11 protein-coding genes are annotated in these 14,744 nt (G+C 68.5%); 3 read left to right on the top strand and 8 right to left on the bottom strand.

The window, feature by feature from the left end:
* The 8 genes from ACFCZ1_RS37695 to kdpF (ACFCZ1_RS37660) form a co-directional block, all read right to left on the bottom strand.
* The coding region (locus ACFCZ1_RS37695; protein WP_376682794.1) for a universal stress protein at nucleotides 1-1,248 on the bottom strand (1,248 nt) is incomplete at its 3' end.
* Between the two features lie 58 nt (nucleotides 1,249-1,306).
* Nucleotides 1,307-1,996, bottom strand: a complete 690-nt coding sequence (locus ACFCZ1_RS37690; protein WP_376682793.1) for a response regulator — start codon at nucleotides 1,994-1,996, stop codon at nucleotides 1,307-1,309.
* A gap of 123 nt (nucleotides 1,997-2,119) precedes the next feature.
* On the bottom strand, nucleotides 2,120-2,836 hold the full coding sequence (locus ACFCZ1_RS37685) for a potassium-transporting ATPase subunit C (RefSeq protein ID WP_376682792.1): 717 nt from the start codon (nucleotides 2,834-2,836) through the stop codon (nucleotides 2,120-2,122).
* 6 nt (nucleotides 2,837-2,842) lie between these two features.
* On the bottom strand, nucleotides 2,843-4,948 hold the full coding sequence (gene kdpB, locus ACFCZ1_RS37680) for a potassium-transporting ATPase subunit KdpB (RefSeq protein WP_376682791.1): 2,106 nt from the start codon (nucleotides 4,946-4,948) through the stop codon (nucleotides 2,843-2,845).
* Nucleotides 4,945-6,609 (bottom strand): potassium-transporting ATPase subunit KdpA, encoded by a 1,665-nt coding sequence (kdpA, locus tag ACFCZ1_RS37675; RefSeq protein ID WP_376682790.1) that lies wholly within the window; start codon nucleotides 6,607-6,609, stop codon nucleotides 4,945-4,947. Before kdpA ends, kdpB (ACFCZ1_RS37680) begins: the two co-directional genes overlap by 4 nt.
* Nucleotides 6,610-6,615: 6 nt before the next feature.
* Nucleotides 6,616-6,705, bottom strand: coding sequence for a K(+)-transporting ATPase subunit F (kdpF, locus tag ACFCZ1_RS37670; RefSeq protein ID WP_037789535.1), 90 nt, complete (start codon nucleotides 6,703-6,705; stop codon nucleotides 6,616-6,618).
* Nucleotides 6,706-6,944: 239 nt separating this feature from the next.
* The gene (locus ACFCZ1_RS37665; RefSeq protein WP_376682789.1) at nucleotides 6,945-7,697 is read right to left on the bottom strand and encodes a DUF4118 domain-containing protein; all 753 of its coding nucleotides are present in this window, start codon (nucleotides 7,695-7,697) and stop codon (nucleotides 6,945-6,947) included.
* 34 nt (nucleotides 7,698-7,731) lie between these two features.
* On the bottom strand, nucleotides 7,732-7,821 hold the full coding sequence (gene kdpF, locus ACFCZ1_RS37660) for a K(+)-transporting ATPase subunit F (RefSeq protein WP_214346424.1): 90 nt from the start codon (nucleotides 7,819-7,821) through the stop codon (nucleotides 7,732-7,734).
* A 241-nt stretch (nucleotides 7,822-8,062) separates the two neighbouring features.
* Here kdpF (ACFCZ1_RS37660) and ACFCZ1_RS37655 point away from each other — a divergent pair, with 241 nt between their 5' ends.
* From ACFCZ1_RS37655 to ACFCZ1_RS37645, 3 genes are all read left to right on the top strand, one after another.
* Nucleotides 8,063-9,949 carry an APC family permease gene (locus ACFCZ1_RS37655; RefSeq protein ID WP_376682788.1) on the top strand — a complete coding sequence of 629 codons (1,887 nt, stop codon included), beginning with the start codon at nucleotides 8,063-8,065 and terminating at the stop codon, nucleotides 9,947-9,949.
* A 260-nt stretch (nucleotides 9,950-10,209) separates the two neighbouring features.
* On the top strand, nucleotides 10,210-12,360 hold the full coding sequence (gene kdpB / locus ACFCZ1_RS37650) for a potassium-transporting ATPase subunit KdpB (RefSeq protein ID WP_376682787.1): 2,151 nt from the start codon (nucleotides 10,210-10,212) through the stop codon (nucleotides 12,358-12,360).
* 385 nt (nucleotides 12,361-12,745) lie between these two features.
* Nucleotides 12,746-14,683 carry an amino acid transporter gene (locus tag ACFCZ1_RS37645; RefSeq protein WP_214346416.1) on the top strand — a complete coding sequence of 646 codons (1,938 nt, stop codon included), beginning with the start codon at nucleotides 12,746-12,748 and terminating at the stop codon, nucleotides 14,681-14,683.
* The last annotated feature ends 61 nt before the right edge of the window (nucleotides 14,684-14,744 follow it).

Raw genomic sequence — 14,744 nt, 5'->3', positions numbered from 1 at the left:
GAAGGTGAGGAAGAGCAGCATGTCGTTGGCGAGCCCGAGCTCGGGGACGATCTGGCTCAGCAGGACGGTCAGCAGCGCGGGGCCCGCGATACCGGTGAGCCATCCCCAGATGATGCGGGAGCGGCCGAGCCGCGCGCCGCGGGCGACGGGCAGGCCACGGCCCTTGGCGGCCTCGTCGTGGGTGACGATGTGGACGTCGAGGTCGGGTCCGGACTCGCGGGCGACGGTGGCGCTGACCCCGGGGCTGAAGACGGACTGCCAGGAGCGGCGGCGGCTGACGCCGAGAACGATCTGGGTGGCGTTGACCCCGCGGGCGAACTCCAGCAGCGCGTCAGGGACGTTGTCGCCTATGACGTGGTGGAAGGTGCCGCCCAGGTCCTCGACCAGGGTGCGCTGGACAGCGAGTTCCTTGGGCGATGCGGAGGTGAGGCCGTCGCTGGCGGCGATGTAGACGGCGAGGACCTCGCCGCCCGCGCCCTTCTCGGCGAGCCGGGCGGCGCGCCGGATGAGCGTACGGCCCTCGGGGCCGCCGGTCAGGCCGACGACGATGCGTTCGCGGGCCTGCCAGGTGGAGCGGATGTTGTGCTCGCCCCGGTACTCCTGGAGGTACTCGTCGACCCGGTCGGCCACCCACAGCAGGGCCAGTTCGCGCAGGGCGGTGAGATTGCCGGGGCGGAAGTAGTTGGACAGGGCCGCGTCGACCTTGTCGGGCTTGTAGACGTTGCCGTGGGCCATGCGGCGGCGCAGGGCCTGCGGGGACATGTCGACGAGCTCGATCTGGTCGGCCCGCCGGGCCACCTCGTCGGGGACCGTTTCGCGCTGCCGGACCCCGGTGATCGTCTCGACGACGTCACCCAGCGACTCCAGGTGCTGGATGTTGACGGTCGAGACCACGTCGATGCCCGCCTGGAGCAGCTCCTCCACGTCCTGCCAGCGCTTGGCGTTGCGTGAACCCGGCACATTGGTGTGGGCGAGCTCGTCCACCAGCGCCACGGCGGGGCGCCGAGCGAGGATCGCGTCCACGTCCATCTCGGTGAAGGTGCTGCCCCGGTACTCGATCTCGCGCCGCTCGATCAGTTCCAGGCCGTGCAGCATCACCTCGGTGCGCGGGCGCTTGTGGTGCTCGACGAAGCCGACGACGCAGTCGGTGCCCCGCTCGATCCGGCGGTGTGCCTCGGACAGCATTGCGTAGGTCTTGCCGACGCCCGGCGCCGCGCCGAGGTAGATGCGGAGCTTGCCGCGTCCCATGTTCCGACTCTTCTTCTCTGCTGACGACGGGGGTCCGTACCGTGGATCGGGCGGGTGATCAGGGTTCGAAGCGGTAGCCCATGCCAGGCTCGGTGATCAGGTACCGCGGGTGCGAGGGGTCCGCCTCCAGTTTGCGCCGTAGCTGGGCCATGTAGACACGCAGGTAGTTGGTGTTCTCCCCGTACGTCGGTCCCCAGACCTCCAGGAGGAGCTGACTCTGCGTGATCAGGCGGCCCGGGTGGGTGATGAGGATTTCCAGCAGGTGCCACTCGGTCGGGGTCAGCCGAATGGTGCACTCGCCCCGGCGTACCTTCTTCGCGACCAGGTCGACGGTGAACTCGGCGGTCGTGACGACGGCGACTTCGTCGGCTTGGGAAGCCGCCGGGGCTTCATGTCTCCGGGCGGCTGCCCGCAGGCGGGCCAGGAGCTCGTCCATGCTGAACGGTTTCGTCACGTAGTCGTCCGCGCCCGCGTCCAACGCACGGATCTTGTCCTCCGAGGTGTGACGGGCGGAGAGGACCAGGATGGGGACCTTGCTCCAGACGCGGACACCCTTGATGACGTCGATGCCGTCCATGTCGGGGAGTCCGAGGTCGAGCACTATGACGTCCGGCTTGTGGGCGGCCGCGAGCCGCAGGGCCGATCCGCCGTCTGAAGCCTCCTCGACCTCGAACTTCCGCGCCTGGAGATTGATCTTCAGCGCGCGGACGAGCTGCGGATCGTCCTCCACCACCAGCACCCGGGTCATCGGTGTGCAGCCTTTCCTTCGTAACGGGCACGGCACGAGGCCGGCGGGGCACTGGGGCCTCTCCCAGCGGTGGCTGGGGGAAGCTCCGCGCCCCGCCGGCGCTCAGACCGTGCGATGCGGACCTCAGCTCTTGGACAGCGCCTTCAGGGCGATGTTGAGCTCAAGGACGTTGACGCGGGGTTCGCCCATGAAGCCGAGCGTGCGGCCCTCGGTGTGGTCCTCGACCAGCTTCTCGACCTGCTTGACGTCGAGCTTGTTCCGCTCGGCGACCCGGTGAACCTGGAGCTCGGCGTAGGCGGGGGAGATGTCTGGGTCGAGGCCGGAGCCGGAGGAGGTGACGGCATCGGCCGGCACGTCCTCGGGCTTGACCGTGTAGCCGGCGGTGGAGTTGTCCGCGATGACGGCTTCCTTGGCGGCGACGACCTGGGCGCAGAGCGTGCCTTCCTCCGCCGCCTTGGTGCACTGGCCGCCCACGGCTCCGTTGTCGGCGGAGCGGTTGGTGGCGCCGGACAGGATCAGCGAGTACTGCATGTTGACACTGTTGCTGCCCAGACCGTTGGAGGGGCGCGGCTGGAACCACTTCAGGTCCGGCCTGGCCGCCTCTTCGGCGTCGTTGGGGTCCTTCTTCGGCAGGTTGTAGCTCTGGCCGATGAGGGAGGAGCCGACGACCTGGCCGCTCTTGTCCTTGATCTCCGAGCCGTTCGCTTTGTCGTTGAACAGGGCCTGGGCGATCCCGGTGACGGCGAGCGGGTAGATGACCCCGCAGATCACGGTCAGGACGAGCAGGGCGCGCAGGCCCGCACCGATCAGGCGGACGGTGCTGGATACGGAATTGTTCATGGCAGATCAGCCGATTCCGGGGATGAGGGAGATGAGCAGGTCGATGATCTTGATGCCGATGAACGGGGCGATCAGACCGCCCACGCCGTACAGCCCGATATTGCGGCGCAGCATCTTGTCGGCGCTGGTCGGCTTGTACTGGACGCCCTTCAGGGCGAGCGGCACCAGCGCGATGATGATCAGTGCGTTGAAGATGACCGCGGAGAGGATCGCCGACTCGGGTGAGGCCAGGCCCATGATGTTGAGCTTGTCCAGGCCCGGGTAGACCACGGCGAACATGGCCGGGATGATCGCGAAGTACTTCGCGACGTCGTTGGCGATCGAGAAGGTGGTGAGCGCCCCGCGCGTGATCAGGAGCTGCTTGCCGATCTCGACGATCTCGATGAGCTTGGTGGGGTTGGAGTCCAGGTCCACCATGTTCCCGGCCTCCTTGGCGGCCGACGTACCCGTGTTCATCGCCACACCCACGTCGGCCTGGGCCAGCGCAGGGGCGTCGTTCGTACCGTCGCCCGTCATGGCGACGAGCTTGCCGCCCGCCTGCTCCCGCTTGATGAGGGCCATCTTGTCCTCGGGGGTGGCCTCGGCGAGGAAGTCGTCCACGCCCGCCTCCTCCGCGATGGCCTTGGCGGTCAGCGGGTTGTCGCCGGTGATCATGATGGTCTTGATGCCCATGCGGCGCAGTTCCTCGAACCGCTCCCGCATGCCCTCCTTGACCACGTCCTTGAGGTGGATGACGCCCAGGATCCGGGCGCCCTTCTCGTCCTTGACCGCGACGAGGAGCGGGGTGCCGCCGGCTTCCGAGATCTTGTTGGCGAGGAGGTCGGCGTCGTCGGAGACCTGGCCGCCCTGCTCCTTGACCCAGGTGATGACCGAACCGGCCGCGCCCTTGCGGGTCTGCTTGTTGTCCACGTCCACACCCGACATGCGGGTCTGTGCGGTGAAGGCGATCCACTCGGCGTGGGCCAGCTCGCCCTGGTGGCGCTCGCGCAGCCCGTACTTCTCCTTCGCCAGGACGACGATGGAGCGGCCCTCGGGGGTCTCGTCCGCGAGGGAGGAGAGCTGCGCGGCGTCGGCGAGCTCGGCCGCGGTGGTGCCCTTGACGGGTACGAACTCCGACGCCTGGCGGTTGCCCAGGGTGATCGTGCCCGTCTTGTCGAGCAGGAGGGTCGAGACGTCGCCCGCGGCCTCGACGGCGCGGCCGGACATGGCGAGGACGTTGCGTTGGACCAGGCGGTCCATGCCGGCGATGCCGATCGCGGAGAGCAGCGCGCCGATGGTGGTCGGGATCAGGCAGACCAGCAGTGCGGTGAGCACGATCATGGACTGCTCGGCGCCCGCGTAGATCGCGAAGGGCTGCAGGGTGACGACCGCGAGCAGGAAGACGATCGTGAGGGACGCGAGCAGGATGTTCAGCGCGATCTCGTTGGGCGTCTTCTGCCGGGCGGCGCCCTCGACCAGGGCGATCATGCGGTCGATGAACGTCTCGCCGGGCTTCGTCGTGATCTTGATGACGATCCGGTCGGAGAGCACCTTCGTACCGCCGGTGACCGCGCTGCGGTCACCGCCCGATTCCCGGATCACCGGGGCCGATTCGCCCGTGATCGCGGACTCGTCGACGGAGGCGACGCCCTCGACGACGTCACCGTCGCCCGGGATGATGTCGCCGGCCTCGCAGACCACCAGGTCACCGATGCGCAGCTCCGCGCCGGGCACCTGTTCCTCGCTCTTGCCGTCCTTGGTGAGGCGGCGGGCGACGGAGTCGGTCTTGGCCTTGCGCAGGGTGTCGGCCTGGGCCTTGCCGCGGCCTTCGGCGACGGCCTCGGCGAGGTTGGCGAAGATCGTGGTCAGCCACAGCCAAGCGGTGATGGCCCAGCCGAACCAGTCCGTCGGGTCCTTGATCGCGAGGACGGTGGTGACGACCGAGCCGATCAGGACGACGAACATGACCGGGGACTTGATCATGATCCGGGGGTCGAGCTTGCGGACGGCGTCGGGGAAGGACTTCAACAGCTGCTTGGGGTCGAACAGGCCGCCGCCCACGCGCCCGCCGCCCGGCTTGTGGCCGGTGGGCACGTCCTGGTGCGGAGCCCTTGTGGGTGTGGCGGTGCTCATGATGCGAGTCCTTCGGCGAGCGGACCCAGCGCCAGGGCCGGGAAGTAGGTCAGACCGGTGACGATGAGGATCGTGCCGACGAGCAGGCCCGTGTAGAGCGGCTTGTCGGTGCGCAGCGTGCCCGCGGTCTCGGGTACGGGCTTCTGCTCGGCGAGCGAGCCGGCCAGCGCGAGGACGAACACCATGGGCAGGAAGCGGCCCAGGAGCATGGCGATGCCGATGGTGCTGTTGAACCACTGGGTGTCGGCGTTCAGGCCCGCGAAGGCCGAGCCGTTGTTGTTTGCGCCCGAGGTGTAGGCGTAGAGGATCTCTGAGAATCCGTGCGCCCCGGTGTTGGTCATCGAGTTGGCCGGGGTGTCCAGCGCCATGGCCGCGGCGGTGAAGCCCAGCACCAGAGCGGGGGTGATGAGGATGTAGCAGGCCGCGAACTTGATCTCGCGGGTGCCGATCTTCTTGCCGAGGTACTCGGGGGTGCGGCCGACCATGAGGCCGGCGATGAACACCGCGATGATCGCCATGATCAGCATGCCGTAGAGACCGGAACCGACACCGCCGGGCGCGATCTCGCCGAGCTGCATGCCCAGCAGCTGGATGCCGCCGCCCAGACCCGTGTACGAGGAGTGGAAGGAGTTGACCGCACCGGTCGAGGTCAGTGTCGTGGCGACCGAGAAGATCGCGGAGGCGCCGATCCCGTACCGGGTCTCCTTGCCCTCCATCGCACCGCCGGCGACATCGAACGCCGGACCGTGGTGGGCGAACTCGGTCCACATCATCAGCGCGGTGAAGCCGATCCAGATGGTCGCCATCGTCGCGAGGATCGCGTAGCCCTGGCGCAGGTTTCCGACCATGCGGCCGAAGGTGCGGGTCAGCGCGAACGGGATGACGAGGATCAGGAAGATCTCGAAGAGGTTCGAGAACGGGGTGGGGTTCTCGAACGGGTGCGCGGAGTTGGCGTTGAAGTAACCGCCGCCGTTCGTACCCAGCTCCTTGATGACCTCCTGCGAAGCCACCGCCCCGCCGTTCCACTGCTGCGAGCCGCCCATGAACTGGCCGACCTCGTGGATCCCGGAGAAGTTCTGGATCGCACCGCAGGCGACCAGGATGATCGCGCCGATCACGGAGATGGGCAGCAGGATGCGGACTACTCCGCGGACCATGTCGGCCCAGAAGTTGCCGAGCTCACCCGTGCGCGAGCGTGCGAAGCCCCGTACGAGGGCTACCGCGACGGCCATGCCGACGGCGGCGGAGACGAAGTTCTGCACCGCGAGGCCGCCGGTCTGTACGACGTGGCCCATGGCCTGCTCGCCGTAGTACGACTGCCAGTTCGTGTTCGCCACGAAGGAGGCGGCCGTGTTGAAGGCCTGGTCCGGGTCGATCGCGGAGAAGCCGAGCGAGCCGGGCAGGACGCCCTGCGCCCTCTGGAGGGCGTAGAGGAAGAGGACACTCACCGCCGAGAAGGCGAGGACGGCACGCAGGTAGGCGGGCCAGCGCATCTCGGCGGACGGGTTGGCGCCGATGGCCTTGTAGATCCACTTCTCCGGCTTGTAGTGCTTCTCGGAGGAGTAGACGCGGGCCATGTAGTCGCCCAGCGGGCGGTAGGCCAGCGCGAGCGCGGCGATCAGTGCGAGGAGCTGGAGCACACCAGCGAGAACGGGACTCATCGGTGGCTAGAACCTCTCCGGGTACACAAGGGCGAGGACGAGGTATCCGAGCAGGGAGACGGCCACGACGAGGCCGACGATGTTTTCGGCGTTCACAGCTTGGTCACCCCCCGGGCGATGAGAGCCACCAGCGCGAACACCGCGACCGTGGTGACGACGAAGGCCAGATCGGCCACCGTGAGCTCCTGGATGAAGAGGGAGGAAATGAATCGGCCAGATGGCCGATGTCGAGATAACCGTGTCTTCAGCCCGGCGTTAAGACACCTTGACGGGGTCCATACGGGCGCAGGGGAACTCTTAACGCCACGCTTACGCGTGAAGCCGTGAATCGCCAGTTAGCCCTGGTGGGACAGGCCGGCTGTGTCCAGGGCGGCGCCGGCCTGCGCGGCCAGCGCGACGGCCACCAGGCGGGCCTCTTCGGGGGGCAGGGGGCGGCCCGGGAGTGGATCGAGGAGGAAGCGGCCGTAGTAGTGGCCTCCGCCGACGACGCGCAGTTCGGTCTCCCCGTCCGGCCAGTCGGCGTACTCGGTGATCCGGCCGCCGCTGCGCAGCCACAGGCTGCCGTCGTGCTGCAGGCGCGGCCGGTGCCCGAGCAGCCTGCCGTACTCGAAGCGGCAGCTGCGCAGGCCCAGCAGGCCGACGAGCTCGCGGCGTACGTACTCGACCACTGCTTCCGGTGAGCTGCCGTCCTCGGCCAGTCGAGCGGTTCCCTGGAGGCTGGACAGGTGCGCGGCGTCGGTGACCACGATCGTCCGGAGCCTCCGTACGCGTACGGCCAGCTGCGAAACGATCAGCCCGACGACGAGCAGGAGGACGGCCGTCTGGATCTCGTCACCGTCGGCGATGGCGAACTGCTGGTAGGGCCTGGTCAGGAAGAAATCGAACCAGGCAGCCGCGGACAGTGCGGCCAGCGCCCCGGCCGCCCGGGTGCCGAGCGCGGCGACCACGACCACCGCGACGACCATGATCAGAGCCTCGTTCGTCGCTGAAAGGTCGGTTCGGAACGGCACGAGCGCGAGCGCAACGAAGAAGGGGATCACGAGGGCCGCGAGCAGGACGGCACGGTCGTGGAGTCGGTACCCGGACATGTGATGCCTCCCGTCCGGACATGACGGTCTTGGTTCAGAACCTCTCGGGCCTGATGAGGGCGGTCACGAGATAGGCAAGCAAAGCGACGGCGACGATGAGTCCGACCACGTTTTCCGCGTCCATCAGCGTGTACTCCCTTGGTTCCGTGGGACATGTGTCGCCCATATCAAGCGTGCCCCCGGTCGATGAAGGAGCCGCGCACCCTGGCGAGGTCTTGACGCACCTCATACGACTTTGCGGCGCCGGCGTCAGGAGTGCGTGAAGAGTGGGGCGGCGGTCGTATGGATTCCGCCAAGAGCACTGGTCATTCGGCCATGCCGTCCCGACGCTGTCCTCACTTTGTCCAATCGGAGGAACAGCGAAGATGGCCATGCACAGGGGAAAGACGACCGTGGCAGGACAGGCGCCGGGCACGGAGGAACCTCCTGATACCGGCGTACGGACGCCTCCCGAGGCACCGGACCGGCACCGGCTGACCGCCCTCCAAGGCCTGGCCGCGCTGTCGCTCGACGCGATGGCCTCCGTCGCATACGGGCCGGAGTCGATCGTGCTGGTCCTGGCGGCAGCCGGTGCCTACGGCCTCGGGTTCACCCTCCCCGTCACCCTGGCGATCGCCGCGCTGCTCGCCGTGCTGGTGGCTTCGTACCGGCAGGTGATCGCCGCGTTCCCGGACGGCGGCGGGTCGTACGCCGTCGCCAAGAAGCACCTCGGCCGGCGCACGAGCCTGGTCGCCGCGGCCTCGCTGATCCTCGACTACGTGCTGAACGTGGCCGTCTCCGTCACCGCCGGCGTCGCCGCCTTGACCTCCGCCTTCCCGGAGCTGTACGGGGAACGGGTGTGGATCTGCCTCGGGGTGCTGATCCTGGTCACGGCGGTGAACCTGCGCGGGGTGGTGGACTCCGCCAAGGCGTTCCTCGTACCGACCGCCGTGTTCGTGGGCTCGATCCTGGCCATGGTCGTGATCGGTCTGTTCCGTGACGGCCCGGTGAGCACCGCCTCGGCCGCCGGACACGTCTCCGCGCTCGGGGAAGGCGCCACCACCGTCGGCGCGCTGTTGCTGCTGAAGGCCTTCGCGGCCGGCTGCTCCGCCCTGACCGGCGTTGAAGCTGTCGCCAACGCCGTCCCGTCCTTCCGTGCCCCGGCGGCCCGCCGGGCCCAGCGCACCGAAGTGGCCCTCGGCGCCCTGCTCGGCGTGATGCTGATCGGCCTGTCGGTCCTGATCGGCCGCTTCCACCTCCAGCCCGTGGAGGGCGTCACCGTCCTGGCCCAGCTCGCGGACGCCTCGTTCGGCCACAACGCCGCTTTCTACGTCGTCCAGTTCGCCACCATGGTGCTGCTGGCGCTCGCCGCGAACACCTCCTTCGGCGGGCTGCCCGTCCTGATGAGTCTGCTGGCACGCGACAACTACCTGCCGCACGTGTTCGCCCTCAAGGCGGACCGCCAGGTGCACCGGCACGGCGTGGTGTGCCTCGCGCTCGTGTCGGGTGCCCTGCTGGTGTTCTCCGGCGGCGACACCAACACCCTCGTCCCGCTGTTCGCGATCGGCGTCTTCGTCGGCTTCACCGTCTGCCAGGTCGGCATGGTCCGGCACTGGTACGGCGAACGCCCCAGGAGCTGGCAGGCGAAGGCCGTCCTCAACGGCTTCGGCGCACTGCTCACCGGAGTCTCGGCGGTCGTCGTGACCGCCACCAAGTTCGCCGAGGGCGCCTGGCTGATCGTGCTCGCCCTGCCGCTGATCGTCCTCGCCTTCGAGAAGATCCATCGCGCCTACGTTCGGATCGGCGAACGCCTGGAGCTCGGCCGCATCCCTCAGCCGCCCCAACGCTCCCGCTCTCTGGTCGTCGTGCCCGTCTCAGGGCTGTCCCGACTGACCTGCCAGGCACTCACCGCCGCCCGCTCGCTCGGCGACGAGGTCCGCGCCGTGACCGTCACCCACCCCGCTCCGGAGGACCGTCAGGCGGCCGAAGCCCTACGCCGGGACTGGGAGTTGTGGAAGCCGGGGGTCGAGCTGATCGAAGTCTCCTCGGACACCCGTTCGCTCGGCCGCCCGGTGTCGGAGTACGTGCGCGAGCTGACACAGGCACACCCGGACACCCAGGTCACCGTCCTCATCCCGGAGACGGAACCCGCCCACCTGTGGCAGCGGATGCTGCAGAACCAGCGCGGCTCCGTCGTCGCACACGCAGTCCGCCGCGACACCGACGCCGTCATCTGCCGACTGCGCTTCCGCATCTCCGCGGACGTGCGTTGACGTGCCGTTGACGGTGGCTTGACGCGTCTCGTGCGCCGCCGTCAAGAAGGTGCCAATTCCCCCGCACACATGGGGTTTTCCTCTGGAACGGGCAGTAGTTTCCTGCCTGTTGCGCCGCCGGGGACCTCGACTGCTCACATGACGGCCGAGGGGGTCCATGCGAGACAGTCCCCGGCGGCGACACCCCTCACCCGCACCCAGTCCTTGCCCGACCCTGCCGGCAGGGGGGTGCCCAGCCGAACTCACCAGAAGGTCGCTTCATGCCTCCCGCCGCCGCGCAGCACGTTCCCCCGGATCTCGGCACCCCTCCGCGGACCCCGGTCAACCGGCCGTCCAGGAAACGCTCCGGCCAGGTGAACGTGCTGGAGCCCGAACTCCTCGCCACCTCGGCCAGGGAGGCCGTCGCCAAGATCCATCCGCGTGAGCTGGTGAAGAAGCCGGTGCTGTTCGTCGTCGCGGTCGGATCGGTCCTGACCACGCTGTCGGCGCTCATCCACCCGTCGGTCTTCACCTGGGTGATCAGCGTCTGGCTGTGGCTGACGGTCCTGTTCGCCAACCTCGCCGAGGCCGTCGCCGAGGGCCGTGGCCGCGCCCAAGCCGAATCGCTGCGCAAGGCGCGCACGGGCACGGTCGCGCTCCGGCTCAAGCACTGGACGTACGGGACGAACCTGTGCAGTGCCGAGACCGAGGTCGTGACCCCGGCCGAACTCCAGCCCTTCGACTTCGTGCTCGTCGAAGCGGGGGAGCTGGTTCCGGCCGACGGGGACGTGGTCGACGGTGCGGCGATGGTGGACGAGTCGGCCGTCACCGGTGAATCGGCCCCCGTGCTCCGGGAGTCGGGCGGCGACCGGTCCGGTGTCACCGGCGGTACGACCGTCCTGTCGGACTCGATCGTCGTGCGGGTCACCTCCCGATCCGGGAACAGCTTCATCGACCGGATGATCGCGCTGGTCGAGGGCGCCACCCGGCAGAAGACCCCCAACGAGATAGCGTTGAACATCCTGCTGGCCGCCCTGACCGTCATCTTCATCCTGATCGTGGTCAGCATCCAGCCGATGGCCGCGTACGCCGGCGCCGCCCAGTCCACGACCGTCCTGGTTGCCCTCCTCGTCACCCTCATCCCCACCACGATCGGCGCCCTGCTCTCCGCGATCGGCATTGCCGGCATGGACCGCCTCGTGCAGCGCAACGTCATCGCGCTGAGCGGCCGCGCCGTCGAGGCCGCCGGTGACATCAACACCCTGCTCCTCGACAAGACCGGCACCATCACGCACGGCAACCGCGAGGCCGCCGCCTTCATCCCGCTCCCCGGCATCGACCACACCAAGCTCGCGGACGCCGCCCAGCTGTCCTCCCTCGCCGACGAGACTCCCGAAGGTCGGTCCGTCGTGGCCCTGGCCCAGCGGTACGGGCTCCAGCCGGCCGCCGCCGAGGACCTCAGCAACCCCCGTTTCACCGAGTTCAGCGCCCGCACCCGGATGAGCGGGATCAACCTGAGCTGGGACAACGGCGCGGGATGCGCCATCCGCAAGGGCGCGGCCGCACAGGTCATGGACTGGGTGGCGATGCGCGGCGGAACCGTACAGGCGGAGGCCGCTGCCTGGTCCGCTCAGGTCTCGCAATCCGGTGGGACCCCTCTGCTGGTGGCGGTCCACGACTGGGACGGGCCGCGCGTGCTGGGCATCATCCACCTCAAGGACGTGGTCAAGGAGGGCATTCGGGAGCGCTTCGCGGAGCTGCGCGCCATGGGCATCCGTACAGTCATGGTCACTGGCGACAACGAGCTGACGGCCCGCGCCATCGCCGCCGAGGCCGGCGTCGACGAATACCTCGCGGAGGCGACGCCGGAGGACAAGCTGGCCCTCATCAAGCGGGAGCAGGCAGGCGGCAAGCTCGTCGCGATGACCGGCGACGGCACGAACGACGCCCCGGCCCTCGCCCAGGCGGATGTCGGCGTGGCCATGAACACAGGCACCTCGGCCGCCAAGGAGGCCGGGAACATGGTGGACCTCGACTCCAACCCCACCAAGCTCATCGACATCGTCGAGATCGGCAAACAGCTCCTCATCACCCGAGGCGCGCTCACCACCTTCTCCATCACCAACGACGTCGCCAAGTACTTCGCGATCATCCCCGCCATGTTCGCCTCGGCCTACCCGGGCCTCGGCGCGCTCAACATCATGGGCCTGAGCAGCCCCACCTCCGCGATCACCTCGGCGATCATCTTCAACGCCCTGATCATCGTGGCCCTGATCCCGCTGGCCCTGCGCGGCGTCCGCTACCGGCCTGCCTCCGCACACGACCTGCTGCGGCGCAACCTCGGTGTCTACGGCCTCGGCGGCCTGATCCTGCCGTTCGTGGGCATCAAGCTCATCGACCTGCTGGTATCCACCATCCCCGGCCTCGGCTGACGTTCGGCAACGGCTCATCAGAGGAACGTCGGGGCGTCTGAGCCCCCACATACTGCCGTCCACCTGCTTACCGCAGGCTCCTTCCTCTCCTCAGACCACGGCCGCCAAGGCCAGCCAGCGTTGATCCACACTCCGCTGGTCCCCTGCGGGGGCGGCCTCCGCCGGGCCGCCCCCGCTCCTAGTTCATGACCACTCCCCCGCTCGCCGCAGGCAGGTTGCTGTCACTGGCGCGCGAAGACGTTCACTACTCCACAGGTGGCTCTGTACGCGTTAAGGACGCGTCAGGATTGGCTCAGCCGCGGGCATAAGCGATCAGTCTGCGTACGCTAGCTCAGCCGTCGATGTCGATGGCTGATTCTTTGCCGTACGACAGGAGCACCCCACGATGGCCACCCCTGCCCGCTCCTCGCGCCTGCGCGCGTGGCTGCTGGAAGGCCTGACCGCCGAGAACAGTTCACCCGCAGCCAAGGAGGCAGCGGCCCAGCCCCACGGGCGGCCGTGGTGGCGGGTCATGTGCCTGACGGGTCTCGACTACTTCTCCACCCTCGGCTACCAGCCAGGTATTGCGGCGCTCGCGGCCGGCCTGCTGTCGCCGCTCGCGACCATCGTGCTCGTGCTGCTGACCCTCTTCGGTGCGCTGCCGGTGTACCGGCGGGTGGCCGAGGAGAGCCCGCACGGCGAGGGCTCGATCGCCATGCTGGAGCGGTTGCTGACGTTCTGGAAGGGCAAGCTTTTCGTCCTGACCCTGCTCGGGTTCGCGGCGACCGACTTCCTCATCACCATTACCCTGTCGGCCGCGGACGCCACCGCGCACCTGGTGGAGAACCCGCACCTCACCAGCACCCTCAACGGCCACCAGGTGCTCATCACCCTGATCATGATCGCGCTCCTCGGCGCCGTGTTCCTCAAGGGCTTCAGCGAGGCCATCGGCGTGGCCGTGGTCCTGGTGGCCACCTACCTCGCGCTGAACGTCGTCGTCGTGGCCGTCGGCCTGTGGGAGGTGCTCAGCGAACCACACGTCATCACCGACTGGACGGAGGCTCTGACCGCCGAACACGGCAACCCCTTCATGATGATCGCCATCGCCCTCGTCGTGTTCCCGAAGCTCGCGCTCGGCCTCTCCGGGTTCGAGACGGGTGTGGCGGTCATGCCGCACGTCGAGGGCGACTCCGGCGATACCGAGGAGAAGCCCGCCGGCCGGATCCGTGGCGCCAAGAAGCTGCTGACCACCGCGGCCATCATCATGAGCGTCTTCCTCATCACCAGCAGTTTCATCACCACGCTGCTGATCCCGCCCGCCCAGTTCCAGCCGGGCGGCGAGGCCAACGGCCGCGCCCTCGCCTACCTCGCCCACGAGTACCTCGGCTCCGCCTTCGGCACGATCTACGACGTCTCCACGATCCTGATCCTGTGGTTCGCGGGTGCCTCGGCGATGGCCGGCCTGCTCAACCTGATGCCGCGCTACCTGCCGCGCTATGGCATGGCCCCCTCCTGGGCCCGCGCCCTGCGCCCGATGGTCATCGTCTTTACCCTCATCGCGTTCCTGGTGACCTGGATCTTCGACGCCGACGTGGACGCCCAGGGCGGCGCGTACGCCACCGGTGTCCTCGTCCTGATCACCTCGGCCGCCGTCGCCGTGACCATCGCAGCCCGGAAGGCCGGTCAGCGCGGCTGGACGATCGGCTTCGGCGTGATCTCCGCGGTCTTCGTCTACACCACCGCCGTCAACGTCGCAGAGCGCCCCGACGGCGTGAAGATCGGCGCCTGCTTCATCGCCGGCATCATGGCCCTCTCCCTCCTCTCCCGCCTCGCCCGCGTCTTCGAGCTGCGTGTCACCCACATGGAATTCGACGACATGGCCCAGCGGTTCATCCGCGACACCTCGAACCGCACGATCCGCTTCATCGCCAACGAGCCGGACAGTCGGGACCTCGACGAGTACCGGCAGAAGAAGCAGCAGATCCGCGCGGACAACGACATCCCGGCCGAGGACGACGTCATGTTCGTCGAGGTCACCGTCCTGGACGCGTCCGAGTTCGAATCCAGCATGCGGGTTCGCGGCGAGGTGCTCCACGACCGCTACCGCGTCCTGACCCTGGAGAGCTCGAGCATCCCCAACGCGCTGGCGGCGCTACTCCTGCACGTCCGCGACGAGACCGGCCAGCGCCCCCACATCTACTTCGAGTGGACCGAGGGCAACCCGTTCGCCAACTTCTTCCGCTTCTTCCTGTTCGGCCAGGGCGAGGTCGCGCCCGTCACCCGCGAGGTCATCCGCGAGGCCGAACCCGACCGCACCCGCCGCCCCCACGTTCACGCCGGCTGACCCTGGATCCGGCGTCAATTTGCCGACAGGAATCGCGCCGGCCCCTCGCCAAGGCGAGGGG

The organism is Streptomyces sp. NPDC056224 (genome assembly GCF_042267665.1).
Classification (GTDB): domain Bacteria; phylum Actinomycetota; class Actinomycetes; order Streptomycetales; family Streptomycetaceae; genus Streptomyces.
This window is presented reverse-complemented; position numbering and strand designations above follow the sequence as displayed.

Excerpts from the sequence above, each read along its gene's own strand:
- ACFCZ1_RS37690 (WP_376682793.1), bottom strand. The coding sequence starts at position 1,996 with ATGACCCGGGTGCTGGTGGTGGAGGACGATCCGCAGCTCGTCCGCGCG.
- ACFCZ1_RS37685 (WP_376682792.1), bottom strand. The coding sequence starts at position 2,836 with ATGAACAATTCCGTATCCAGCACCGTCCGCCTGATCGGTGCGGGCCTG.
- kdpB (WP_376682791.1), bottom strand. The coding sequence starts at position 4,948 with ATGAGCACCGCCACACCCACAAGGGCTCCGCACCAGGACGTGCCCACC.
- kdpA (WP_376682790.1), bottom strand. The coding sequence starts at position 6,609 with ATGAGTCCCGTTCTCGCTGGTGTGCTCCAGCTCCTCGCACTGATCGCC.
- ACFCZ1_RS37665 (WP_376682789.1), bottom strand. The coding sequence starts at position 7,697 with ATGTCCGGGTACCGACTCCACGACCGTGCCGTCCTGCTCGCGGCCCTC.
- kdpF (WP_214346424.1), bottom strand. The coding sequence starts at position 7,821 with ATGGACGCGGAAAACGTGGTCGGACTCATCGTCGCCGTCGCTTTGCTT.
- ACFCZ1_RS37655 (WP_376682788.1), top strand. The coding sequence starts at position 8,063 with ATGGCCATGCACAGGGGAAAGACGACCGTGGCAGGACAGGCGCCGGGC.
- kdpB (WP_376682787.1), top strand. The coding sequence starts at position 10,210 with ATGCCTCCCGCCGCCGCGCAGCACGTTCCCCCGGATCTCGGCACCCCT.
- ACFCZ1_RS37645 (WP_214346416.1), top strand. The coding sequence starts at position 12,746 with ATGGCCACCCCTGCCCGCTCCTCGCGCCTGCGCGCGTGGCTGCTGGAA.